Below are 16,557 nucleotides of genomic sequence, written 5' to 3'. Positions count from 1 at the left end.
GACGCGCTCGCGCACGCGGCCTGGCTGGCCGGGCACCGCGGCGACCTGCTCGCCGTGACCGACGCCCGCCGCAAGGAGGTGTATGCCGCTCACTACCTCCTCGACGACACTGGCGCCATGCGCGTGGCCGGGCCGCTCGTCGAGAAGGCGGAGAGTCTGCCCGAAGCCTGGCGGACTATGCCGGTCGTCGGCCGTGGGCCGCTGCTCTACCCGGATGCCTTCGCCACCACGCCAGACCCTGCCCCCAGTGCGACCTTCGGCTCCGCACCCCGCACCGCCCCCCGGTTCGAGGCCATATCCGACTCCCGGAGATCGATGAACACCTCGAACCAGCTGCTCGACGTGCCGGCCGGGGCTCTGGCCGATCTCGCGGTGCGCCGCCTCGCAGCAGCGGCCGACTTCGACGGGCTCGAGCCGCTCTACCTGCGTCGCCCCGACGTCGCCCCCGCCGCTCCGGCGAAGTCGACGCTCGGGTGACCCGCGTCCTCCCGCGATCGGATTCGAGGTGATTGCAATGCGCTCCGCCGATGCCGGAGCTCCTCTGCCCACGGTCGCGCCACCGGGAGAGGGACCGAACCAGGGACCAGAAGGGGTGCGACTGCGAGCGCTCGAGTGGACCGACCTGACGACCTTGGCGTCGCTCGAGCGCGACCTGTTCGGCGAGGACGCCTGGTCGATCGAGTCGTGGTGGCATGAGCTCGCGGGTCGGCCCCGACGCGACTACGTCGTGGCCGTCGACGAGGCCGACCAGATAGTCGGTTACGCCGGCCTGAACCTCGCCGGCGAGACCGGGGACGTCATGACGATAGCGGTCGCACCGACCGCGCAGGGCAGGGGTCTCGGGCACCACCTGCTCACCGAGCTCGTCAGGCGGGCGGAACTGGGCGGCATACGATCGCTGTTGCTGGAGGTGCGGGCGGACAACGCAACGGCACGAAAGCTGTACGAGCGCAATGGCTTTGACGTCATCTCGGCTCGGCGGCGCTACTACCAGCCGGGCGACGTCGACGCGCTCGTCATGCGGCGGCTGATCGGAGGAACCCATGGCTGACGAACCCCTCGTCCTCGGGATCGAGACCTCGTGCGACGAGACCGGGGTCGGCATCGTGCGCGGGCAGACACTGCTCGCCGATGCGGTTGCGAGCAGTGTCGACGAGCACGCCCGGTTCGGCGGTGTCGTGCCCGAGGTCGCCAGCCGGGCCCACCTCGAGGAGATGGTGCCGACGATCGATCGGGCGTGCCACGAGGCGGGGGTCGCCCTGCGCGACCTCGACGCGATCGCCGTCACGGCAGGCCCTGGGCTCGCCGGGTCGCTGCTCGTCGGGGTCGCCGCCGCGAAGGCGCTCGCCGTGGCGCTCGGCAAGCCGATCTACGGCGTCAACCATCTCGCCTCCCACGTCGCAGTCGACATCGTCGAGCACGGGCCGTTGCCCGAGCCTGCCATGGCGCTGCTCGTATCGGGCGGGCACTCTTCGCTGCTGCTCGTGCCCGACGTCACCGACGACGTGCGCTCGCTCGGCTCGACGATGGACGACGCGGCCGGCGAGGCCTTCGACAAGGTGGCGCGGGTGCTCGGGCTGCCGTTCCCGGGCGGCCCCCACATCGACCGGGTCGCACGTGACGGGGACACGGTGGCGATCGACTTCCCCCGGGGCCTGACGAGTCGAAGGGACCTGGAGCGGCACCGGTTCGACTTCTCGTTCTCGGGCCTCAAGACGGCGGTCGCCCGGTGGGTCGAGTCGCGACAGCGCTCCGGTGAGCCCGTGCCGGTCGCCGACGTCGCCGCGAGCTTCCAGGAGGCGGTCGTCGACGTCCTGACGCGCAAGGCGGTACTGGCCTGCCGCGAGCACGACGTCGAGCACCTGCTCATCGGTGGCGGGGTCGCGGCGAACACGCGGCTGCGGGCCCTGGCCGAGGAGCGGTGCGTCAAGGCAGGGGTGATGCTGCGCGTGCCGCGACCCGGGCTGTGCACCGACAACGGTGCCATGGTCGCTGCGCTCGGCGCGCAGCTGGTAAGCCGGGGCCGGGAGCCGAGCGACCTTGGCCTGCCGACGGACTCGTCCATGCCGGTCACGACCGTCCTGGCCTGACCCTCGCGGTGCGGAGCAGGTTGGTGCCCGCTCGACCAAGAGGTGGCGCCCGCTCGACCGGTCAACCGCAGCGGGCCAGGCCGCGGTCGACCTTGAGGGCGACCACGCGGGTCACCGCAGCCTCGACCTGGCCTGCGAAGGCGGCGTCGGCCTTCATGCGGGCCAGGATGGCGTCGTGCATCGCGGGCGCCGTGCCCGGAGTCGCGGTCAGCACGATGTCGCCTCCTGCCGCGATGAAGCGGGTCGCCCGCTCACCGGTCGGCACCGCCGCGACCGACTTGGCCGCGCCCACGTCGTCACTGATGACGACGCCGTGGTAGCCGAGCTGGTCCCGAAGCAGCCCCGTCACGATCCGTCTCGAGAAGACCGCGTTGACCCCGGGGTCGATCCGGCGGTAGATGGCCGAGCCGACCATGACGAGGTCCGTCCCGGCGGCGATGCCGGCTGCGAACGGCTCGAGGTAGGCGTCGTGCGGGGTCGTCACGGTGTCCGTGATGCCGCGGGCGGTCAGGTCTGTGTTGCCCGTGATCCGGCCGAGCCCCGGGAAGTGCTTGATCGTCGTCGCGACCCCCGCGGCGTGCATCCCCTTGAGGAAGGCCACGGACATCGTCGCGACGCGCGCAGGGTCGTGGGAGTACTCGCGGCCCCAGCGGCCGATCGGCTGGTTTGCCGTGCCGATGCCCGCCGGGACGGTGTCGGCGACCGGCGCCAAGTTGACGTTGACCCCGGCGGCCTTGACCTGCCCACCCCATGATGTCGCCGCTGTGGTCAGGGCGCTCGGTGACATGGTGCCCTGCCGGAGCGCCGACGGGATCCGCGTGAAGCCGGCCCCACGCAGCTGCTGCACGGCGCCGCCCTCCTGGTCCGCGGCCAGCAGCAGTCCGAGCCCACCCGTCGCGGAGTCGGAGGCGAGGCCTGCGAGGTGCCGGGTCACCGAACGGACCGACCCGGCACCGCCGTACCACCCGCCGAGCAGGACGATGCCACCGAGGTGGCGCCGCGCGACGAGGGTGTCGAGACTGGTGCGACCCGCGTTGGCGTCGAGCCCGACCATGAGCAGCTGCCCGGCACGTTCCGCGGGGGACAGCCCCTCGACGATCGAGGAGACGCACGAGGGGGTGCTCGTTGCCGGAGGTTTCGTCGGAGGGACGGCGGTACTGCGCCCCGGGGTCGGCCCCTCGGTCGATCCCCCCTCGGTGGCGGCCGTCGTGGACGTGACGGTTCCTGCCGACGGAGGTGACCCGCTCGAGCCGGGTGGTGATGCCGTCGTCGCCGGGCCGTGGCCGGCGGGTGGGCCACCCGAGCAGGCACCAGCGGTGAGCGCCATACCGATGAGCATCAGCCCGGTCGCCCGCCGGCGCCGCGACCCCGGGCCGCGGAGCTGCCGGCGGCGACGAGAGAGCATGACGCCACGGTACCGGCGGCAGTGCGACACACCGACCCCGCAGCCAGGCGCGGGGCGCGCGCGGTACGTTGCCGCGGTGACCAGTGCCCACGTCCCCGTCGTGCTCGATGTCGACACCGGCGTCGACGACGCATGCGCCATCGCCCTCGCCGCGCTGCATCCACGGCTCGACCTGCGGGCCGTCACGTGCGTCGGTGGCAACCCGTCGGTCGACGACGTCGTGCGCAACACCCTCGTCGTGCTGGATGCCGCTGAGCGCCCTGACGTGCCCGTGGCTCGGGGCGCCGAACGACCCCTGCTCGAGACGCCGGTCGACGCCCGTCACGTGCACGGCCGGGACGGGATGGGCGACCTGGGCTGGCCGCCGAGCCGACGGTCGGCGGCCGAGGGACACCCCGTCGAGCTGCTCCGCGACGTCTGCACCGAGGCGGTCGCCATCGTGCTCGACGCATGCCAGCAGCTCGGGATCGACGGGCCACGAGCCGCCCAGCTCTGGTATGACACCCTGCTCGCGCCGGCCGACTCGTCCGGCACATCTTCGCGCGGCTTCGCAGGTGCGACAGGGCCGACACGCACGACCGACCGGGCGGGTTCCGCCGCCCGGGGAACCGACTCGGAAAGGAACAGCTGATGGGGCGGGTCATCGTCGTGGGGTCGCTCAACGTCGACCTCGTCACCCTCGTCGAACGCCATCCGAGGCCGGGGGAGACGGTGCTCGGCGAGTCGGTGGGCCGGTTCGCCGGCGGCAAGGGCGCCAACCAGGCGGTCGCGGCCCGGCGCTCCGGTGCAGACGTGACCATGGTCGGAGCGGTCGGCATGGACGATGCGGGCGACGCCTATCTGCGGAGACTGGCCGATCTCGGGATCAGCACGCACGTGGACCGCGTCGACGGTGCAGCCACCGGTACGGCCGTCATCAGCGTCGACGGGGCCGGTGAGAACGCCATCATCGTGGTCCCCGGGGCCAACGGCGTGCTCGACGTCCGCGACATCGGAGCAGGTCCCGGCGACGTGGTGCTCCTGCAGCTCGAGATTCCCCTCGAGTGCGTGAGCCAGGTGGCCCGGGAGAGCCATCGGGCCGGCGCTCGGGTCGTCGTCAACCTCGCCCCGTATGCATCGCTGCCCGATGACGTCATCGCTCTGGCGGACCCGCTCGTCGTCAACGAGTCCGAGGCGGCCCTGCTCGCGGACTCGGGACTCCTGCCGTCCTCGCTGCTCGTCACCTTCGGAGCGGCCGGCGCGATGTGGGACGGCGAGCGAGTCGACGGTGTGGCGGTGGCCGACGACGAGGTCGTCGACACGGTGGGTGCCGGAGATGCCTTCTGCGGCGCCCTGGTGGCGGCCCTCGCCGACGGCGCCCCCCGCGGTGTCGCCCTGCGCCGGGCCAACGCCGCCGGGGCGGCCGCCGTCCGGTGGAGCGGCGCGCAGCCCGACGGGCGCCTCTGACTGGCCTGCGCGTCTACCGGTACGTGGCGACGTAGTCGCCCGAGGTGCCGTCGAAGAACGCGTAGTCGATCCCCTTGATCTTTCGGACGACCTGCTGGACGACCTTGCCGTCGCGGCGGATCTCGGTCAGCTTCGTGCCGAATCCCTTGACCGGCAGCATGGCCCGCAGGGCTCCGTTGGTCTCCTTGTCCGCCGAGATGTGGAACGACACCTCGTCATCGGCCCACCGAAGGTCCTCGAACGTCGACTTCGAGCGACCGTCGGTCCAGGTCAGCAGCTGTTGTGCCGAGATCATCGGGACGTGCCGCTGCTCGGCGATCTGCATGAGCTGGTCGTCGAAGTCATCGTGGAAGTCGTAGTGCGTGCCGAAGGCTCCGTAGTAGCCGTCGGGGCCCTGAGCCCGGTCGATGAGCTGCTCGATGGCCTTCGGGTGCCCGGTGAAGACCTCGTCGACGAGGTGCGTCTCCTGCTGGTAGACGTTGATCAGGTTGCCCTTGGTGTCGCTGAAGCGCATCGGCAGGCCCGACCCGGTCATGAAGCCCGACCGGTTCGCCACCCAGGGACCGGGCCAGTAGTAGTAGTTCATGTCGAGCCGGATGCCCCACCTGCGCTCGATCGTGGGCTGGGCGGTGTACTGGCTCCAGGCGATGCAGTGCAACCGGCTGGCGTGCTGCGGAGGCAGCCCCGGGAAGACTTCCTTGAAGGCATGCAGGCTCTGGGCGTACGCCAGGTCGAGAGAGGTGTCGGACCAGTTCTGGCAGTGCGTGCTCACGTGGACGCCGAGGTCGAATCCCTCCTTCTCGAAGGCCACGGCCTCCTGGTCGGTGAGTCCGGAGGTCGGGTAGAGGAACGCCGTGGCGCGCGGGCACTCCCAGCGAGCAAGATCACAGCCCTTCGGGCTGAGCTCGAGCAACCGTCGGAACGAGCTGCGCGTCCCGTCCTGGGTGCCGTGGTCGTCGGCGGCCATGACGAGGACGGCCTTGGCGTCGTCGGGGAAGTACCACCAGCGTGGCATCGGCCCCGATGCGGCGGTGCTCCGCTCGATGATGTTCGACAGGATCCGCATCTGCTCGTCGGCCTGCGGGACCGCGACCTGGTCCAGGTCGAGGTAGTCGGGCTCCGGGTCCTTCTTGTCGTCGCCGAAGAACAGGTCGTTGGGGCGGATGGGGGCCAGCCCGTCGCGGTCCTGGCCGGCCCAGTCCGGGTTGCCCTGGCGGGTCAGCACCACCGACTTGGCCAGGTCGAAGGTGAACGCCGAGACGGTGCCGCCCTGGTCCCCGAGGCTCCGCACGGTGACCGCCGGGCTCGGCTTCTGCTCGACGCTGGCCGCGACCGCCGCGTCGGTCGTGACCGCCGCAGCCGACGAGACCGTCGAGTCTGCGGAGGCGCTGGCGGCAGCACCCGGTGCGATGGTCGCCACGACATCGACGTCGCCGGCCGCCCGCACGACCTCGGCGGCCCCGTGGACCCGCAACGGCGCGGACGTGAGACCGGAGCCGTAGGTCGACGACGTGGCGATGGCCAGCCTGCCCTCGGTGACCTGCCGACCGACCGGCCGCAGGCCAGCGAGGTCAGCCAGCGCACCTGTGGGCCGGGCGACGACGAGCTGCCCGCCGGCCATGACCCACTCCCGCAGGGCCGGCGACGCGGCGGTCGCCTTGGAGTCACTCGAGGCGATGACGACCCGGTAGCCGCTCAGGGCCTGCGAGGTCAGCGCGCCGGTGTCGATGGTGTGAAACCCCGTGAGACCCTCGGCGCGCAACATCTCGGCGTAGAACTCGTCGTAGCCGTCCGTCTTGGAGGTGACGAGTAGGATCGGTCCACCCGGCCCTTCGCTGAGAGCCGGCTTCACCGGCACGGTGAAGGACCACTCCTTCGGCGAGATGACCTGCGGCACCGTCACCTGCGCGGTGTAGGTGCCCGGCGCGAGGGGCTTGGTCGGCTCGAGCTCGGCGGCGGTCAGGCTCTCGTCCAGACGCACCGCCCCCGACACAGGGTCTCCGGCAGCGTCGGCGACCGTCAACTTGAGCCGGTCGGCGTTTCCGGTCAACGGCCGGTCGAACACCACGGTGACCCGGACACCGGCCGACACGTTGGTCGCCGCCGTGGCCGGGAAGTGAGTCACCACTACCGGACTTGCTTCCGCGACCCCGGTCAACCGACCCCCGAAGGCCACCACGACGAACGACCCCACGACAATTGCAAGCATGACGGCAAGCAGCCGCCTAGTCCCCCCGGACATGAACAGCCTTCCCCTGACTGAATTCCCCCTGAAACGCCCCTTACACGAACAACCTAACCCGTGTCGAGCCCGCTTTCAGAAGAAGTTGAAATCTTCTCGGTCTGGACCGGGCAGCCCTAGGCGAGCTCGACGACCACGGCGACCTGGCGCCCGCCCACCCGGGTCAGCACGACGGTGGCCTCCGAGCCGCCCCTGCCGTGCCCGGTCATCTTCAGCTGTCGCCGCAACACGTCGGCCTCGATGGAGACCCCCCGCTTCTTGATCGTCACACGGTCGTGTCCGTGTTCGCGCAGCCAGCGCCCGAGAGCCTTGGTCGAGAAGGGAAAGGCGGCGCGGACGCGGTAGCGCCTGGCCCACGCCAGCTCGTATGCCGCCCAGCTCGTCACGTAGCCCGTGCCCGGTCCCAGCTCGGTGCCGTCCACGGCCGCGACGAGCGCCCCCGTCAGCCCGGCTCGGATCACAGCGCGGTCGGCCTCGTAGAGCCAGTCGCCCATCGTGTCAACGGAATCCAACGGCTCGCTGTCGGCTCCATCGGCGGCGCTGGCCTCGGTGACGACCGACGCGGACTGCTCGGTGCAGACAGCGGCGGTCCGCCCGGCCGTCTCGGCGAGCGGGCCCCACCAGATGGCGCACTCGAGCACCTCGCCGTGCCACGAGCTCCACTGGGCCTCGGTGCCGGCCGGTATGGCGGCGTGGGGGAAGGCGGGGGAGAGCTTCGCCCCGGTGGCCGGCACCTGCGCGGCGAAACCTCGGACCTCATTCCAGCTCGGCGTGATCCCGTCGAGCGAGAAGACCCGTCGCGTGCGGCCACGGGCGTCGGCGACCCCGGTCGTCCGGCGAGCCGGGTCGGCCCAGACCCCGGTCGTGTGGGCGCCGGGCCCAGTGGGCAGCCGGACCTGCTCGGCGCGCGTGCACCGGGCGCTCGAGTCGGGCCAGTGCCGGAGGTTCACCGCGGCCATCGCGGCCGTGACCGGGTCTGCGTCGACCGCATGGATCTGCAGGCCGAGGGCGGCCATCGCCATCGCGTCGGAGCCCAGACCGCAGCCGAGGTCGTGGACGAGGCTGATACCGGCACCCGCGAACCGGCCCGCGTGCCGGGCCGCGATCGGCAGCCGCGAGGACTGCTCGAGACCGTCGGAGGTGAAGAGCATGCCGCGGGCGAACTCACCGAACTTCTCCCGCGCCCTTGCCCGGAGCCTGGCCTGGCCCATGGCTGCTGCGAGCAGCTCGGGGTCGAGGCCGTGCTCGCGCAACCGGGTCTGCAGCTGCAGTGCCGTCGACTCGTCGTACTCCGGCAGGGCCTGCAGGAGCGACCAGCCCGCGGGGCTCGCCAGTCGTTCGACCATCGCCACGTCCACACCGGCCATCCTCCCAGCCTCAGCGCGTCGTCAGGCGACCCGGCCCGGCCGGCTGAGCGGCATACCGACGGACGACCGTTGGTCGGCCATCCGCACGGATCCTCGGCGTGTCACGCCCACGTGCTGAGACGCCGGCGACCAACGGTCGTCCGCCGGGCAGGGATCAGAGCCCCAGCCGGACGTGTTCTCCGGGGGTGCATGGGGGCGCAGGGCCGCCCAGGCCGCCGAGTCCCCGCGTGTTGTGTTGGCACTCGACTTGACCGAGTGCTAATCCGAACCTAGATTTCTGCTTGTTGGCACTCTCACCTTGAAAGTGCCAGAACTCCTCGAGGTGGTCGACCCCGCGACGGCGATCGTCTCGACGAGCCATCTGTCAACACAGTCATCCAGACAGTCCCGAAGGAAGGTCACCAGTGTCGGTTTCCATCAAGCCGCTCGAAGACCGCATCGTCGTCAAGTCCCTCGAGGCCGAGCAGACCACCGCGTCCGGCCTCGTCATCCCCGACACCGCCAAGGAGAAGCCGCAGGAGGGCGAGGTCCTCGCTGTCGGTCCCGGGCGGTGGAACGAGGACGGCGACGAGCGTGTTCCGCTCGACATCAAGGTCGGCGACAAGGTCATCTTCAGCAAGTACGGCGGCACCGAGGTCAAGTACAACAACGAGGAGTACCTCATCCTCTCCGCACGTGACGTCCTCGCCGTCGTCGGCTGACGCCCTTCATCACATGCACTGACCGCACCCCGGTGAGCCCCCATCGGGGTCTCGCCGGGGTGCGGTCCCGTTTCACCAGAACGTTCTCACGAGCTTAAGGAAGCACATGGCCAAGCAGTTGGAGTTCAACGACTCCGCCCGCAAGTCACTCGAGCGCGGTGTCGACGCGCTCGCCAACGCCGTCAAGGTGACGCTCGGTCCGAAGGGCCGCAACGTCGTCATCGACAAGAAGTGGGGCGCCCCCACGATCACGAACGACGGCGTGACGATCGCCCGAGAGATCGAGATCGAGAACGCCTACGAGAACCTCGGCGCGCAGCTGGCCAAGGAGGTCGCCACCAAGACCAACGACATCGCCGGTGACGGCACGACCACCGCGACGGTCCTCGCGCAGTCGATGGTCAAGGAGGGCCTTCGCAACGTCACCGCCGGTGCCGCCCCCGCGGCCCTCAAGCGCGGCATCGACAAGGCCGTGTCCGCCATCAACGACGAGCTGCTCAGGGTGGCCCGCGATGTAGACGGCAAGGCCGAGATCTCCTCGGTCGCGACGCTCTCGGCGCAGGACTCGACGCTCGGCGACCTGATCGGCGAGGCCTTCGAGAAGGTCGGCAAGGACGGCGTCATCAGCGTCGAGGAGTCATCGACGACGGCCACCGAGCTCGAGTTCACCGAGGGCATGCAGTTCGACAAGGGCTACCTGTCGGCATACTTCGTCACCGACACCGAGCGCATGGAGACGGTTCTCGAGGACGCCTACGTCCTGATCAACCAGGGCAAGATCTCCTCGGTGACCGACGTCCTGCCGGTCCTCGAGAAGGTCGTCCAGTCCGGCAAGCCGCTGCTGGTCATCGCCGAGGATGTCGAGGGCGAGGCACTCTCGACCCTCGTCGTGAACAAGATCCGCGGCACGTTCAACGTTGCGGCCGTCAAGGCGCCGGGCTTCGGCGACCGTCGCAAGGCGATGCTGCAGGACATCGCCATCCTCACCGGTGGTCAGGTCATCGCCGAGGAGGTCGGGCTCAAGCTCGACCAGGCCGACCTGAGCGTGCTCGGGCAGGCCCGCCGGGCCGTGCTGACCAAGGACCACACGACGATCATCGACGGCGCCGGCGAGGCGTCCGAGGTCGCGGGTCGCATCGCGCAGATCAAGTCCGAGATCGAGCGGACCGACTCGGACTGGGACCGGGAGAAGCTGCAGGAGCGACTCGCCAAGCTTGCCGGCGGCGTCTGCGTCATCAAGGTCGGCGCTCACACCGAGGTCGAGCTCAAGGAGAAGAAGCACCGCATCGAGGACGCGATCTCGGCGACCCGCGCCGCGATCGAGGAGGGCATCGTGGCCGGTGGCGGGACCGCGCTCATCCACGCGGCCGAGGTCATCGACGGTCTCGGGCTCGAGGGCGACGAGGCCACCGGCGCGGCGATCGTGAGGCGCGCCGTCCACGAGCCGCTGCGCTGGATCGCCGAGAACGCCGGCCATCAGGGCTATGTCGTCACCTCCAAGGTGGCCGAGATGCCGCTCGGGCAGGGCCTCAACGCGGCGACCGGTGAGTACGGCGACCTCGTCGCCGCCGGTGTCATCGACCCGGTCAAGGTGACCCGTTCGGCGCTGCGCAACGCCGCGTCGATCGCCTCGATGATCCTCACGACGGACACCCTCGTCGTCGACAAGCCCGAGGATGAGCCGGAGTCGGCCGGTCACGGTCACGGCCACGGCCACTGACCGATCCCTTTCGGCACGCCAGAGGGCCGCTTTCCTTGTCGGGAAGCGGCCCTCGTGGCTGTCTGGGCAGACTCTCTCAGGACGCCGCGGGGACCACCCCGCCGAGGATGAGCTCGCGTTCCAGCTCGGACATACCGCCCCAGATCCCGTACGGCTCGCGGACGGCCAAGGCGTGTTCGAGACACTCGGCCACGACCGGGCAGGAAAGACAGACCGCCTTCGCGGCCGCCTCGCGGGCCCGGCGTCGTGGTCCGCGCTCGCCCTCGGGGTGGAAGAAGGTCTCTGGGCTGACGGTGCGGCATGCACTCTCGAGCTGCCAGTCCCATCGCTGCGCGACAGGGCCAGGAAGTCGACTGATCTCGGCCATTCTCATGTCTTTCGGTTCGGGTGGGCCCGCCTTGCGGTATCCGGTTCCGGCCGTAAGGCCGTGTGCTCGACGCTATCCGGGTCGATCACCAAGAAAACAGGAAGAAAAGTTCAAGAGATGGTCAAGACTTGGTCTGCTAATGGCATGCTCTGGAGTGCGAGCGTCGGGGTTGCGGGAGGCCACCCCGGATGAGTCGCACGTTCAGGGTCGTCGTCTCGCACTCGGGTGCAGGTGGCGATGGTCGCCAGAAAGGTCGGGGGAGGGAATGGGACTCGGTACCACATCGCCCGGCGTCGTAACGCGAGAGCGGGTCGATGCGATGGAGCAGGGGGACGCCCCGGCGTCGCTGGGCGACCTCGCCGTCCGTGCCGTGCACGACCGTCGAGCCGCCGAACTGCTGCTGGGCAGGGTCAGGGATCTGGCCCTGAAGTACGCGCGCGTCCGACTCGGTCGGTTCGGGGCCGAGGATGCCGCGCAGGATGTGGCACAGGAGGTGTGCATGGCCGTGTTGTCGGCGCTCCCGACGTACGAGCACCGCGGCCTGCCCTTCGAGGCATTCGCCTACCGGGTTGCCGCCCGCAAGCTCGCCGACGCTCAACGCGCCGTCATGCGCACCCCGACCCCGGTCGCCGAGCTGCCCGACGCCGTCGATGACGATCCCGGTCCGGAGGACCGGGCCGTGACTCGCGCCGAGGCTCGGATCGCCCTCGAGCTCATGGAGCAGCTGCCCGTGCAGCAGCGCGAGATCCTGACCCTGCGCGTGGCCGTCGGCCTCTCGACCGAGGAGACGGCCGCCTCGCTCGGTATGACGTCAGGTGCGGTCCGGGTCGCCCAGCACCGGGCGCTGACCAAGCTGCGTGGGCTCATGGCAACCAGGACAGCCAGCGAGGTGGCATGACCAGGGTGCCCTTCGGCGAGGTTCTGGCGGACGAGCTGTTGCTCGACCGACTCGCAGCACGGGCCGAGGCCGGGACGGAGCCGGTGGCGGAGCTGCTCGGCGCCCTGGCTGCATGGTCGGAGGAGCCGATCGGCCCGAGTCTGCGTCCGGTTCCGCTCCATACCCGGCCGGGGCGCGGCCGCCGGTCGCGCCGAGCCGTAGCGGTGGTCGGGCTCGTCGCGCTCGGCCTCTCCGGCGCCGGTGTCGCCGCAGCCCTGACCGGCACAGATCTCGGCGGTCGGTCGACACAGTCGTCTCCCCGGGACAGCCAGGTGATGGACGGTGCGACCGGATCGATGCCCCATCAGTCGGTCGGTCACGGGTCCGCACCGAGAAACCGTGTGGCGGTGTCGGGTGCCTCCCGCTCGGAGGCGGCTGTGTTCGGACCGTCGATGGCGCCCGTCCTGCCGACTGGGCCGGCGGTGGAGCTTCTCGCGCGCGCCGATGTCGCGGCGCGGTCGCATCCACCGAGCTGGTGGGTAGGCCACAGAGGCTGGACGGGCTCCGGGTCGAGATCGGACATACGCGCGGCGCTCCCAGCGCCGTCGCTCGGCCCTGCGTCGGCCCACGGCACCAGCGCGACCAACCGCCCTCCCAGCAACCGCACTCCCAGCAACCGCACTCCCAGCAACCGCACTGGCAGCAACGACACCGCCAAGGGCGCCGACGCCGGCCGACGCGGCCACCGCACCAACATCAGCAACCACAGGGTGGCGGGCAACCCGAGCGGCAGCAGTCTCAGAGTTGCCGCCGACACCGGGGAAGACAGCCGCGATGCTTGCGCCAAGGGCGCCGGCCAAGCCGTTGGGGTTCGCTGTCAGGGAAGCGAGGGTTCCCGTACCCACCACGCCGATGCCGCCGGCGGAGCCGGTCGTGACCACGCCAGGGACGACCATGCTCAGGACGAGCGCGCTCAGGACGATCGTGCTCAGGACGAGCGCGCCCGGCAAGCCCATGCCCGGGAGGACCATGCCCGGGAAGACCATGCCCCGGATGATCGGGCTCTGGGCGATCACGCCCAGCCGCGCTCGAGCGTGCCCCCGTCCGCGACGCAGGGCGAGGGCTTCGAGCGGGACCGGGTGAGCGGCATACCCCTCCGATGGCGAGACTCATCCGGCTCCCAGGGGAGCTCCAGCGCTCCCCAGCGAGCCAGCGGAGCCGTTTCGCGCTGAACTACCCTTGGCCCATGAGCCTCGGATCGCCTGAACTACCTGCCCTCTTCGCTCGCCTTGGCCTCACCTACGACGATGTCCTGCTCCTGCCCGGCGAGACCGACGTCATCCCGAGCGAGGTCGACACGACGGCGCGGCTGACTCGGGAGCTCACCCTACGGGTCCCGCTTCTGTCCGCGGCGATGGACACCGTCACCGAGGCACGGATGGCGATCGCGATGGCGCGCCAGGGTGGCATCGGAGTGCTGCACCGTAACCTGTCGATCGAGAACCAGGCCAAGCAGGTCGACCTCGTCAAACGCACCCAGACGGGCCGCATCAGCAACCCGGTGACGATCGGCCCGGACGCGACCCTCGAGGACCTCGACCGGATCTGCGGGGAGTACCGCGTCTCCGGCCTGCCCGTCGTCGCCCCGGACGACACCTTGCTCGGCATCATCACGAACCGCGACCTGCGCTTCACCCCGGTCGCGGAGTGGGCCACGACGATCGTGCGCGAGGTCATGACGCCGATGCCGCTCTTCACGGCTCCCGTCGACATCGACCGCGAGTCGGCGACCCGGCTGCTGCGCCAGCACAAACGCGAGCGGCTCCCGCTCGTCGACGAACAGGGCAGGCTCGCTGGGCTCATCACCGTCAAGGACTTCGTCAAGTCCGAGCAGTACCCCGACGCAAGCAAGGACGGGCAGGGCCGGCTGCTCGTCGGTGCGGCGGTCGGCTACTTCGGCGACTCGTGGGTGCGCGCGAGCACCCTCATCGAGGCCGGCGTCGACGTGCTCGTCGTCGACACCGCACACGGCCATGCTCGGCTGCTGCTCGACATGATCAAGCGCCTCAAGAGCGACCCGGCCACATCCGGCACCCAGGTCATCGGCGGAAACGTCGCCACTCGGGAGGGCGCGCAGGCGCTCGTCGACGCCGGGGTCGACGCGGTCAAGGTCGGTGTGGGGCCCGGCTCGATCTGCACGACGCGCGTTGTCGCCGGCGTCGGTGTCCCGCAGGTGACCGCCATCCACGACGCGGCCCAGGTCTGCGCCCCTGCCGGGGTGCCGCTCATCGGTGATGGGGGCCTGCAGTACTCCGGCGACATCGCCAAGGCGCTCGTCGCCGGTGCCGACACCGTGATGGTCGGCTCCCTGCTCGCCGGATGCGAGGAGAGCCCCGGCGACCTCGTGCTCGTGAACGGCAAGCAGTACAAGTCCTACCGGGGCATGGGCTCCCTCGGCGCGATGTCCTCGCGCGGCAAGAAGTCCTACTCGAAGGACCGCTACTTCCAGGCCGACATCGTCAGCGACGACGAGATCATCCCGGAGGGCATCGAAGGCCGGGTCGCCTACAAGGGGCCGGTCGAGACGGTCGCGCGTCAGCTCGTCGGGGGGCTGCACCAGTCGATGTTCTACGTCGGCGCGTGCACCATCCCGGAACTGAAGGAGCGCGGCCGGTTCGTCCGCATCACCGCGGCCGGGCTCAAGGAGAGCCACCCGCACGACATCCAGGCCATCATCGAGGCCCCGAACTACTCCGCGCGCGCCTGAGCCGCCGCGACCACAGAACCGATTCGGGTATGCCGCTGTGTCCGGCTTCCGACTTTCGGCCCGGGCCTGGATTGTGAGTGGGGTCTCGTGCCGGTCGGCTCCATCTTTCCCGCCCCGGCTGGATTGTGAGTGGGGTCTCGTGCCGGTCGGCTCCATCTTTCCCGCCCCGGCTGGATTGTGAGTGGTCCGTTCGGAGCGGAGGGCCTGAGCGGCATACGGACAAGGCCGCGAGCGCGGTCGATAGGCTGACCCGGTGACCGAGATCGAGATTGGCCGTGGCAAGCGTGGACGGCGGGCGTACTCCTTCGACGACATCGCCGTCGTGCCGTCGCGACGCACCCGCGACCCCGAGGAGGTCTCGGTCTCGTGGCAGATCGACGCCTACCACTTCGACCTGCCCGTCATGGGCGCTCCGATGGACTCGGTCATCTCGCCCGCGACGGCGATCGAGCTCGGGCGGCTCGGCGGGCTGCCGGTGCTCGACCTCGAGGGACTGTGGACCCGGTACGAGTACGCGAAGCCCCTGCTCGACGAGATCGCCGGGCTCGACCCAAGCGAGGCCACCCCCCGCATGCAGCAGATCTATGCCGAGCCGGTCAAGCCCGAGCTGATCACCCAGCGGCTTCAGGAGCTGCGTCGGGCCGGCGTCACGGTCGCGGGATCGCTGACGCCGGCGCGGACCCAGCAGCTGTGGAAGACCGTCGTCGACGCTGGTGTCGACCTGTTCGTCATCCGCGGCACGACGGTCTCGGCCGAGCACGTGTCGGGGCAGGCCGAGCCGCTCAACCTCAAGCGCTTCATCTACGAGCTCGACGTGCCGGTCATCGTCGGTGGCGCCGGCTCCTACACCGCGGCGCTGCACCTCATGCGGACCGGAGCGGCAGGCGTCCTGGTCGGTTTCGGTGGGGGTGCGGCGCACACCACCCGGACCACGCTCGGGATCCACACCCCGATGGCAACCGCCGTTGCAGACGTCGCCGCGGCGCGCCGTGACTACCTCGACGAGTCCGGCGGGCGGTACGTCCATGTCATCGCCGACGGTGGGGTCGGCACGTCCGGTGACATCGTCAAGGCGCTCGCCTGCGGTGCCGACGCGGTCATGCTCGGCGCCGCATTGGCCCGGGCGACGGACGCGCCGGGACGGGGGTTCCACTGGGGTCCGGAGGCGCACCACCCGCAGCTGCCGCGAGGCGAGCGGATCCAGCTCGGCCGGCAGGCGACCTTGGAGGAAGTGCTCCTCGGGCCGAGCCGGAATGCCGACGGCACGACGAACATCATCGGGGCGCTCCGCCGTGCCATGGCGACGACCGGCTACTCCGACGTCAAGGAGTTCCAGCGGGTCGAGGTCGTGGTAGCGCGCTACGGCGACGGCTGACGCGTTCTCTCCCCCGCTGAGGCCCGACATGGGCGACCGAGCGGGGTTTCGTGGCTGGAGGGCTCTTGAGGCCTGAGGTGCTACGAAACTGCGTCTGGTGTGGGCCTTCGTGGTCTGCCGGGCCAGATCATCTGCTCGAGGCGGGTGGGGTCACACTGCGAGAGCAGGCCTGTGGGGGTGGGGCCGCCACCCCTCAGAGA

13 protein-coding genes and 1 pseudogene are annotated in these 16,557 nt (G+C 70.5%); 10 read left to right on the top strand and 4 right to left on the bottom strand.

The window, feature by feature from the left end; genetic code table 11:
* The 3 genes and pseudogenes from L0H79_RS13365 to tsaD all read left to right on the top strand — a co-directional run.
* A pseudogene (locus L0H79_RS13365) lies at positions 1-477 on the top strand (hypothetical protein); the annotation flags it as partial.
* A gap of 115 nt (positions 478-592) precedes the next feature.
* Positions 593-1,051, top strand: a complete 459-nt coding sequence (gene rimI / locus L0H79_RS13360; RefSeq protein ID WP_301485113.1) for a ribosomal protein S18-alanine N-acetyltransferase — start codon at positions 593-595, stop codon at positions 1,049-1,051.
* Positions 1,044-2,090: a tRNA (adenosine(37)-N6)-threonylcarbamoyltransferase complex transferase subunit TsaD gene (tsaD, locus tag L0H79_RS13355; RefSeq protein ID WP_301485112.1), complete on the top strand. Its 1,047-nt coding sequence runs from the start codon at positions 1,044-1,046 to the stop codon at positions 2,088-2,090. The genes rimI and tsaD overlap by 8 nt, the downstream gene beginning before the upstream one ends.
* Before the next feature lie 61 nt (positions 2,091-2,151).
* Here the strand turns inward: tsaD and L0H79_RS13350 are convergent, their stop codons facing one another.
* Entirely contained in the window at positions 2,152-3,495 is a 1,344-nt protein-coding gene (locus L0H79_RS13350) for a glycoside hydrolase family 3 N-terminal domain-containing protein (RefSeq protein WP_301485111.1), read from the bottom strand.
* Between the two features lie 76 nt (positions 3,496-3,571).
* On the opposite strand from L0H79_RS13350, the gene L0H79_RS13345 reads away from it, so the two are divergent.
* Both L0H79_RS13345 and L0H79_RS13340 read left to right on the top strand, forming a co-directional pair.
* Positions 3,572-4,126, top strand: a complete 555-nt coding sequence (locus L0H79_RS13345) for a nucleoside hydrolase (protein ID WP_301485110.1) — start codon at positions 3,572-3,574, stop codon at positions 4,124-4,126.
* Positions 4,126-4,941 carry a ribokinase gene (locus L0H79_RS13340; RefSeq protein WP_301485109.1) on the top strand — a complete coding sequence of 272 codons (816 nt, stop codon included), beginning with the start codon at positions 4,126-4,128 and terminating at the stop codon, positions 4,939-4,941. Before L0H79_RS13345 ends, L0H79_RS13340 begins: the two co-directional genes overlap by 1 nt.
* Positions 4,942-4,954: 13 nt before the next feature.
* Here L0H79_RS13340 and L0H79_RS13335 read toward each other — a convergent pair whose 3' ends face one another.
* Together L0H79_RS13335 and L0H79_RS13330 are read right to left on the bottom strand one after the other, a co-directional pair.
* Positions 4,955-7,150 carry an Ig-like domain-containing protein gene (locus L0H79_RS13335; protein WP_301485108.1) on the bottom strand — a complete coding sequence of 732 codons (2,196 nt, stop codon included), beginning with the start codon at positions 7,148-7,150 and terminating at the stop codon, positions 4,955-4,957.
* Positions 7,151-7,299: 149 nt separating this feature from the next.
* A complete protein-coding gene (locus tag L0H79_RS13330; RefSeq protein WP_367652469.1) occupies positions 7,300-8,550 on the bottom strand; it encodes a class I SAM-dependent methyltransferase in 1,251 nt (416 codons plus the stop codon).
* A 404-nt stretch (positions 8,551-8,954) separates the two neighbouring features.
* Between L0H79_RS13330 and groES the strand changes: the two genes are divergently transcribed.
* The gene (gene groES / locus L0H79_RS13325; RefSeq protein WP_301485107.1) at positions 8,955-9,251 is read left to right on the top strand and encodes a co-chaperone GroES; all 297 of its coding nucleotides are present in this window, start codon (positions 8,955-8,957) and stop codon (positions 9,249-9,251) included.
* A 106-nt stretch (positions 9,252-9,357) separates the two neighbouring features.
* Positions 9,358-10,971, top strand: coding sequence for a chaperonin GroEL (gene groL / locus L0H79_RS13320; RefSeq protein ID WP_301485106.1), 1,614 nt, complete (start codon positions 9,358-9,360; stop codon positions 10,969-10,971).
* A 76-nt stretch (positions 10,972-11,047) separates the two neighbouring features.
* Here groL and L0H79_RS13315 read toward each other — a convergent pair whose 3' ends face one another.
* Positions 11,048-11,338, bottom strand: a complete 291-nt coding sequence (locus tag L0H79_RS13315; RefSeq protein ID WP_301485105.1) for a WhiB family transcriptional regulator — start codon at positions 11,336-11,338, stop codon at positions 11,048-11,050.
* Positions 11,339-11,657: 319 nt separating this feature from the next.
* Between L0H79_RS13315 and L0H79_RS13310 the strand changes: the two genes are divergently transcribed.
* The 3 genes from L0H79_RS13310 to L0H79_RS13300 all read left to right on the top strand — a co-directional run bounded on the left by L0H79_RS13310 (position 11,658) and on the right by L0H79_RS13300 (position 16,357).
* Positions 11,658-12,236, top strand: a complete 579-nt coding sequence (locus L0H79_RS13310) for a sigma-70 family RNA polymerase sigma factor (protein WP_367652470.1) — start codon at positions 11,658-11,660, stop codon at positions 12,234-12,236.
* Positions 12,237-13,461: 1,225 nt separating this feature from the next.
* Positions 13,462-14,982, top strand: a complete 1,521-nt coding sequence (guaB, locus tag L0H79_RS13305; protein ID WP_301485103.1) for an IMP dehydrogenase — start codon at positions 13,462-13,464, stop codon at positions 14,980-14,982.
* Between the two features lie 253 nt (positions 14,983-15,235).
* Positions 15,236-16,357 carry a GuaB3 family IMP dehydrogenase-related protein gene (locus L0H79_RS13300; RefSeq protein ID WP_301485102.1) on the top strand — a complete coding sequence of 374 codons (1,122 nt, stop codon included), beginning with the start codon at positions 15,236-15,238 and terminating at the stop codon, positions 16,355-16,357.
* Positions 16,358-16,557 lie beyond the last annotated feature (200 nt).

It is taken from the genome of Intrasporangium sp. (genome assembly GCF_030452765.1).
Classification (GTDB): domain Bacteria; phylum Actinomycetota; class Actinomycetes; order Actinomycetales; family Dermatophilaceae; genus Intrasporangium_A.
The sequence above is the reverse complement of the archived record's forward strand: the minus strand, read 5'-3'. Positions and strand labels throughout refer to the sequence as shown.

Excerpts from the sequence above, each read along its gene's own strand:
- tsaD (WP_301485112.1), top strand. The coding sequence starts at position 1,044 with ATGGCTGACGAACCCCTCGTCCTCGGGATCGAGACCTCGTGCGACGAG.
- L0H79_RS13350 (WP_301485111.1), bottom strand. The coding sequence starts at position 3,495 with ATGCTCTCTCGTCGCCGCCGGCAGCTCCGCGGCCCGGGGTCGCGGCGC.
- L0H79_RS13340 (WP_301485109.1), top strand. The coding sequence starts at position 4,126 with ATGGGGCGGGTCATCGTCGTGGGGTCGCTCAACGTCGACCTCGTCACC.
- L0H79_RS13335 (WP_301485108.1), bottom strand. The coding sequence starts at position 7,150 with ATGCTTGCAATTGTCGTGGGGTCGTTCGTCGTGGTGGCCTTCGGGGGT.
- L0H79_RS13330 (WP_367652469.1), bottom strand. The coding sequence starts at position 8,550 with ATGGCCGGTGTGGACGTGGCGATGGTCGAACGACTGGCGAGCCCCGCG.
- groL (WP_301485106.1), top strand. The coding sequence starts at position 9,358 with ATGGCCAAGCAGTTGGAGTTCAACGACTCCGCCCGCAAGTCACTCGAG.
- L0H79_RS13315 (WP_301485105.1), bottom strand. The coding sequence starts at position 11,338 with ATGGCCGAGATCAGTCGACTTCCTGGCCCTGTCGCGCAGCGATGGGAC.
- L0H79_RS13310 (WP_367652470.1), top strand. The coding sequence starts at position 11,658 with ATGGAGCAGGGGGACGCCCCGGCGTCGCTGGGCGACCTCGCCGTCCGT.
- guaB (WP_301485103.1), top strand. The coding sequence starts at position 13,462 with ATGAGCCTCGGATCGCCTGAACTACCTGCCCTCTTCGCTCGCCTTGGC.